Annotated in this window: 7 protein-coding genes; 3 read left to right on the plus strand and 4 right to left on the minus strand. The window is 62.7% G+C overall.

The features are described from left to right. Window positions 1-102: 102 nt before the first annotated feature. The 3 genes from ACTJKF_RS25860 to tauA are packed head-to-tail and all read right to left on the minus strand — an operon-like array spanning window position 103 to window position 2,931. Entirely contained in the window at window positions 103-1,086 is a 984-nt protein-coding gene (locus ACTJKF_RS25860) for an ABC transporter permease subunit (RefSeq protein ID WP_440627299.1), read from the minus strand. Then, the gene (locus ACTJKF_RS25865; protein WP_440627283.1) at window positions 1,086-1,883 is read right to left on the minus strand and encodes a taurine ABC transporter ATP-binding protein; all 798 of its coding nucleotides are present in this window, start codon (window positions 1,881-1,883) and stop codon (window positions 1,086-1,088) included. The genes ACTJKF_RS25860 and ACTJKF_RS25865 overlap by 1 nt, the downstream gene beginning before the upstream one ends. A gap of 31 nt (window positions 1,884-1,914) precedes the next feature. After that, the gene (gene tauA, locus ACTJKF_RS25870) at window positions 1,915-2,931 is read right to left on the minus strand and encodes a taurine ABC transporter substrate-binding protein (protein ID WP_440627285.1); all 1,017 of its coding nucleotides are present in this window, start codon (window positions 2,929-2,931) and stop codon (window positions 1,915-1,917) included. A 377-nt stretch (window positions 2,932-3,308) separates the two neighbouring features. On the opposite strand from tauA, the gene ACTJKF_RS25875 reads away from it, so the two are divergent. Genes ACTJKF_RS25875 through ACTJKF_RS25885 form a run of 3 tightly spaced genes read left to right on the plus strand, consistent with a single transcriptional unit; the run spans window position 3,309 to window position 5,453 of the window. Beyond that, window positions 3,309-3,860, plus strand: a complete 552-nt coding sequence (locus ACTJKF_RS25875) for a PAAR domain-containing protein (RefSeq protein ID WP_440627287.1) — start codon at window positions 3,309-3,311, stop codon at window positions 3,858-3,860. Further along, the gene (locus tag ACTJKF_RS25880) at window positions 3,857-4,771 is read left to right on the plus strand and encodes a glycine zipper family protein (protein WP_440627289.1); all 915 of its coding nucleotides are present in this window, start codon (window positions 3,857-3,859) and stop codon (window positions 4,769-4,771) included. The genes ACTJKF_RS25875 and ACTJKF_RS25880 overlap by 4 nt, the downstream gene beginning before the upstream one ends. A gap of 13 nt (window positions 4,772-4,784) precedes the next feature. Further along, window positions 4,785-5,453, plus strand: a complete 669-nt coding sequence (locus ACTJKF_RS25885; protein ID WP_440627291.1) for a hypothetical protein — start codon at window positions 4,785-4,787, stop codon at window positions 5,451-5,453. Window positions 5,454-5,748: 295 nt separating this feature from the next. On the opposite strand, the gene lipA is transcribed toward ACTJKF_RS25885, so the two are convergent. Continuing rightward, the coding region (gene lipA / locus ACTJKF_RS25890) for a lipoyl synthase (RefSeq protein WP_440627293.1) at window positions 5,749-6,530 on the minus strand (782 nt) is incomplete at its 5' end.

Raw genomic sequence — 6,530 nt, forward strand, 5'->3', positions numbered from 1 at the left:
GCACGCGACAGGGGCCGGGCTTCGCTTCACGCAAAGCCCGGCCCCTTTTTCATTTGCAGCGCGGGCGGCTGACCTCGCGCCCCGATGCCGCCCGGGACCGGTCTAGCCGCGCCCCTTCCACGGCACCACCCGCCGTTCGACCCCTCTCATCGCGAGGTCGAACAGCCACGCGATCGCGCCGATGATCAGGATCCCCATCACGACGATGTCGGTGCGCAGAAAGCTCGACGCATTCAGCACCATCTGCCCGAGCCCGGCCGTCGCGGCGACCATCTCGGCCGCGACGAGCGTCGTCCAGCCGAACCCGATCGCGATCCGCAGCCCGGTGAGGATTTCCGGCAGCGCGGCCGGCAGCACGACGTGCCGCACGATCTGCGCAAAGCTGCCGCCGAGCGAATACGCGGCGTTGATCTGCTCGACGGTTGCCGCGCGCACGCCGGCGCGCGCAGCCATCGCGATCGGCGCGAAGCACGCGAGGAAGATCACGACGAGCTTGGCCGTCTCGTCGATGCCGAACCAGATCACGACGAGCGGCAGGTACGCGAGCGGCGGCAGCGGCCGGTAGAACTCCAGCAGCGGATCGAGCACGCCGCGCGCGACGCGGCTCACACCCATCAGGATGCCGGCCGGCACGCCGATCGCGGTCGCCAGCAGGAACGCGCCGAACACGCGCGCCGCGCTCCACAGCAGGTGTTCGGACAGCGGCAGCCCGCCCTGGATGCGGCCGTGCCATGCATCGACGAACGCCGCCCACACCGCTTCCGGCGCGGGCAGGAACAGCGGCGGCAGCCACTGCCGATGCGTCGCGACCCACCACAGCACGACCAACACCGCGACCGTCGCCGCGCTCAAGCCGGCCGTCTTGCCCTGCCCCGGCAACCGGTAACGGCGCGCTGCGCGTGATCCCTGCGATGACCTCACGGCGCGGTTCGCCGCGCGAGACTGCGCCACGCGATCGCCATGCTGGAACTCCGCGGCCGTTCGATCGGCCACCCACGAATCCTGCGTGCTCATGTTGTCCTGCCTGTGCAAAGTACTGATCCGGCCGCGCCCGACGGACACGCCGTGCCGCGCGAGCTCATGCATCACGCGGTCTGCGCGACCGCCTCGTTGCGATGCAGATACGCGATCAGCCGCTCGCGCCACGCGATGAAATCCGGCGACGACTTCACCGCGCGCGCGTCGCGCGTCTCGACGTAGCGGCGCGCGAACGGCAGCTCGAAGGTTTCCGCGATCCGGCCGGGGCCGGGCGTCATCACGACGAGGCGCGTCGCGAGGAACAGCGCCTCCTCGACATCGTGCGTGATGAAAAACACCGTCTTGCCGGTGCGCGCCCACACGTCGAGCACGAGCGCCTGCATCGTGCCGCGCGTCATCGCGTCGAGCGCGCCCATCGGTTCATCCATCAGCAGCACGCGCGGATCGCTCGCGAGCGCACGCGCGATGCCGACGCGCTGCTGCATCCCGCCCGACAGCTCGTACACGCGCGCATGCGCATGCCCATCGAGCCCGACGAGCGCGAGCATTTCCCGCGCCCGCGCTTCGCGTTCGGCCTTCGACACGCGCGCGAAGCGCAGCCCGAGCGCGACGTTGCCGAGCACATCGAGCCACGGCAGCAACGCGTATTTCTGGAATACGACGCCGCGATCGGCGCCCGAGCCCGTGACGGGCACGCCGTCGACGCACACGTCGCCGGTCGTCGGGGCAACGAAGCCGGCCATGCAGTTCAGGAGCGTCGTCTTCCCGCACCCGGACGCACCGAGCGCGACGACGAATTCACCAGCATCGATGCGCAGGTCGACGCGCGCGAGCGCCTGCGTCGTCGGCCTGCCGCGCTCGCCCGGATAATCGACCGATACCTGACGGACTTCCAGCGTGCTCATGATCGATGGCTCCGCGTTGACGTGACCGCGCTCAGCGCGCAGCCTTCTGCACGAACTGCGGATCGACGCCGACCGAATAGTCGGCGAGCACCGTCTGGATCGTGCCCTGCGTTTTCAGGAACGCGGCCGTCGCCGCGAGCGACTTCGCGGCGCCCGACTGCGCACCGCCGCCGAGCCACGTCGGCGACGCCTGCTCGGCCGGCGTCGGGAATGCGTAGAGCGCGAGACTCGCGGGCACGTCGGCGGCGTTCGCGCCCGACACCTTCGCGACCGCCGCGACCTGCCGCGAACCGACCGTCCATGCGGCGGTGTGTGCGCGGTAATCGGCGTCGGCGGCCGCCAGCACCTTGACGAAGCGCGCGACGAACTCGGGGTTGTCGCGCGCGAACTTGCGGCTCACGACGAAGCCGTCGAAGGTCGCCTTGCCACTTTCTTTCGCGACCTGCCCCGACGTCGTCAGGACGGTGCCCGACTGCTTGACCTTCGCGAGCACCGGATCCCAGATGTAGGTCGCGTCGATGTCGCCGCGCGTCCACGCGGCCGCGACTTCGGGCGGACGCAGGTTGACGATCTTCACGTCGTTCGGATTGACGCCGGCGGCCCGCAGCGCGACGAGCGTATGGAAATGCGACGTCGACACGAACGGCACGCCGATCTTCCTGCCCTTCAGCGCGGCGACGCTCGTCACGCCCGAGCCGTTGCGCGCGACCAGTGCCTCGGCGTCGTTGATGTTGTCGAGCACCCAGAACAGCGAGATGTCGAGCCCTTGCGACAGGCCGGCCGCGATCGGGCTGGAGCCGGCCTCGCCGAGCTGCACGGAGCCCGACGCGAGCGCGCGGATCACGTCGGCGCCGCTGTCGAGCTTGCGGAACGTGACCTTGTAGCCGGTTGCCTTTTCGACTTCACCGCTCGCCTGCGCGTAGCGCCACGGCACGACCATGTCCTGGTACGCGATCACGACTTCGCGCGATTCGGCGTGCGCCGCGCCGAGTGCGGCAAAGGCGGACAGCGCGACGACGGTGCGACGGATGAAGCTGAAACGGGGCATGCGGCTCTCCTTCGAATGCGGGCATTGTTGCGGGAGAGCCGACTTTACGGGCTTTGCGTGCGGCGGGAGCGAACTTATCCTGCGAAGCTATCGATGCGGTTTCAGCTTTGCTTTCCACGCTGAAATGGATCGCGCGTCCGGTCCGGCGACGATTGTCGTGCGAGAGCGAGCCGTTGCCATGCGTGCCCGCGCTCGTTCGATACAAAATCGTAGCAAACTTGCAAGACGGCGCACGCTCCGCACATCCGCGGTGAAAAATCGATAAAACCGCGATATTCCTTAAAATTTCGTACTGCATAGTTTTTGGTACCTGTCTGATTGCAGCGCCCCATCCCACCGTGATAATTCTTCGTCTGTTGCGAAAACAGGTGAGGAGCATGAAACGGTACTTGCTTAAGGTAGGCGACAAGTCAACTACGGGTGGCATCGTCATCGAGGGGATAGACAGTTGCACACATCACGGCACAGCGCTGACTTTTGTTGGCGCTCAAGTCGTTTGCAACGCGTGCCGATCCACCGGTGTCATCGCGGCTCAAGGTCCGCGTTGGCCCGATCACATGATGGGCAAAGAACAGGCTCTTGATGGCGATTTGTGCCTTTGCAAATGCCATCCTCCTCCTGTGATGATCGCGTCCCAAACCGATAGCTTTCATAGCTTCGAGTCTCACAACCTCACCGAGATGGGATACGGATCTTCCGGGCAATCTCTGACGGAAGAGTATCGAAGCAACTGCGATGAGCGCATCCGCGTGCTCGACGGCAATAATCAACCTGTTTGCAGTTCGCCCTATCACATTCGCACGTCAACAGGGGCGGTCTATAAGGGGCTGACGGACTCTCAGGGTTACTGTCCTCGTGTCTACACGACAGATGTGTCGAAGCTGGACATTGCAGTAGGCCTGCAAGCTCTTGAGCGGTGGGAGCAATGAGCAATTTCGTCTATCGAACAACGACAAACACTACCGCTGACTCCAAGTATGATGTCCTCGGGCATCACATGCCTGCTCGCATTTTCTTCTTTGTTACTGTTGAAGAAGTCGGCAAGGATGGCATGCTGGTCCGTCGCACGTACAGCACGATCGACGATCCGTATCTCAAGCAACTCGAACTCTCACCGCTTGGTGAGATGCGCGAAGTCTATCCAGAGAAATATGGTCTGTGGAGCAAGGGCGGTCCCCAAGCTCCAGGCGGTGTTGTTGACCACGTGCTGGAATACGACAAGCTAACTTCCTACGCCTCTACCAGTAGCATCTATCCCGAAGGCGCGGGGAGAATGGCGGGCAAGACAGTGTATGTCGATATCGCGAAAGCCAAGCGAGCAGGTGCGAAGCTCGTGACAACCGATGAGATCGTTCAAGCCATCAATGAGTATGCTGCGAAAGCTCGCTCAACAGACAGGCGGTGGGCGGAACATATCAAGCAAAAAGTCCTGGCCATGGACAAGGAGGTTCTGGTTCAGCCACGGCCAATGGTGCCCGGTGAAGGCGTGTTCTCGCAGCGTGGTTTGGCTATCAGCCTCGGCATCGTCAAATATGCTCGTGTTGTGCAGGTTGTCGGACTCGTTTTTACAGGCTATGACCTCTCGGTTGCATCCAATGAATCGATTCGTCTAAAGTCCATTCGTCCTCTGGAAAAGGAAGTCATTCGGCAGACAGGCGGGTGGGCAGGTAGTTGGGCCGGGGCCGTTGCTGGAGCCAGGGTGGGTGCTACAGCGGGCGCGATGGTCGGTGTTGAACTCGGGCCAGGTGCCGTAATAACCGGCGCCATCGGGGGCATCCTCTTTGGGGCTATCGGTTATTTCGGCGGCTCGATGATTGCCGATCAGATTCCAGATAAATGATGATGGAGGGGATGTGTCTTTCTTCAAGCGCAAGGTTGAAGAGTTGCAAACGAAGCGGGCGGAGCGGGAAATTCTGAAGCGTCTGGAAGATGCCTTTGGAAAGCCACTTGGTGAATTGCAAACTATTTTCGGTTCTGTTTCGCTCGACCTAAAAGCGCAGCAACTCCCTGCCTATCCCAAGCCGATATATCAAAGCGATGCAGGTATCAATGCTTTTGGGCTGGTTCATCATGTTCAGCCCAGTCAGTTTCCGGCTTTGCTCAACCTGGTGCGACAAGGCAGGGAAGAGGTTACGTATTTTCACTTCTTGCGCGAGGTCGACGGGCAGTCGCTGAGCACCATCATCTCCCCCGCATGGAGGTTTTCAGAGCGAGACGTGCGCTTGCTCTCCAACGATGTTGAACTGATTGCCAAGCTTTCGGAGCAAGGCTTCCACCCCACGCCTCCGTGGATCGCGTTGTATGAGTTTGGACCGATTCTGCGTATCAGTCAGGGCGATCCTCACTACTGGCTGAACTATGTATGGGACTCGTTCTGGGAAAGCCTGAGCCTGGATGAACAGACGAGCTTTCTGGAAGAAGGCCGGAAAGAGACCGGTGCCTATATCTCGGCCGAGGATTGGGAACTATGGGTCGAGAGTATCAGAATGCGGGATGCCCGGTTTCGCAACCTTGAGGTCTGAAAGCCCATTTCCGACACTGGCCGATGCGATGTGATGGCAGCGTGCTTACCCGGCTTGGTTTCTGGAGCTACCGAACACGATGACCGGTGACAGATCGTGGTACTTGGCTATGACGAGCAGGAGCGCGAAGGCACAATGACGGACGATTGACCGGATGCCAACTGGCGATGAAGGCGCTGACGAAATCGCGCCTGCGCTAGAAGCCGCTGCTTCTCTTCGTCAGGATGACGAGACGAAGATCTGCATAAAAAAACCCGCAAAGCGGGTTTTTTGTTCATCGAGCTTCAGTGCACAATCAGACCACCCCGGCCCCGTGCGCCTGCAGATCGGCGTGATAGCTCGAGCGCACCATCGCGCCGACGGCCGCGTGCGTGAAGCCCATCTTGTACGCCTCTTCCTCGTACATCTTGAACGTATCCGGATGCACGTACGCACGCACCGGCAGGTGGTGCTCGGACGGCTGCAGGTACTGGCCGATCGTCAGCATGTCGACGTCGTGCGCGCGCAGGTCGCGCATCACCTGCAGGATTTCCTCTTCGGTCTCGCCGAGGCCGACCATCAGGCCCGACTTCGTCGCGACGTCCGGATGCTGCGCCTTGAAGTCCTTCAGCAGCTTCAGCGAATGCGCATAGTCCGAACCCGGGCGCGCTTCCTTGTACAGGCGCGGCACCGTTTCGAGGTTGTGGTTCATCACGTCCGGCGGCGCCGCGTTCAGGATCGAGATCGCGCGGTCGAGACGGCCGCGGAAGTCCGGCGTCAGGATCTCGATGCGCGTTTCCGGCGACTGCTCGCGCACTTCGCGGATGCACTCGACGAAGTGCGCGGCGCCACCGTCGCGCAGGTCGTCGCGGTCGACGCTCGTGATCACCACGTACTTGAGCTTCAGCGCGGCGATCGTGCGTGCGAGGTTCTTCGGTTCATCCGCATCGAGCGGATCGGGACGGCCGTGGCCGACGTCGCAGAACGGGCAGCGGCGCGTGCACTTGTCGCCCATGATCATGAACGTCGCGGTGCCCTTGCCGAAGCATTCGCCGATGTTCGGGCAGCTCGCTTCCTCGCACACGGTATGCAGGTTGT

The organism is Burkholderia sp. 22313 (genome assembly GCF_052045245.1).
GTDB lineage: Bacteria > Pseudomonadota > Gammaproteobacteria > Burkholderiales > Burkholderiaceae > Burkholderia.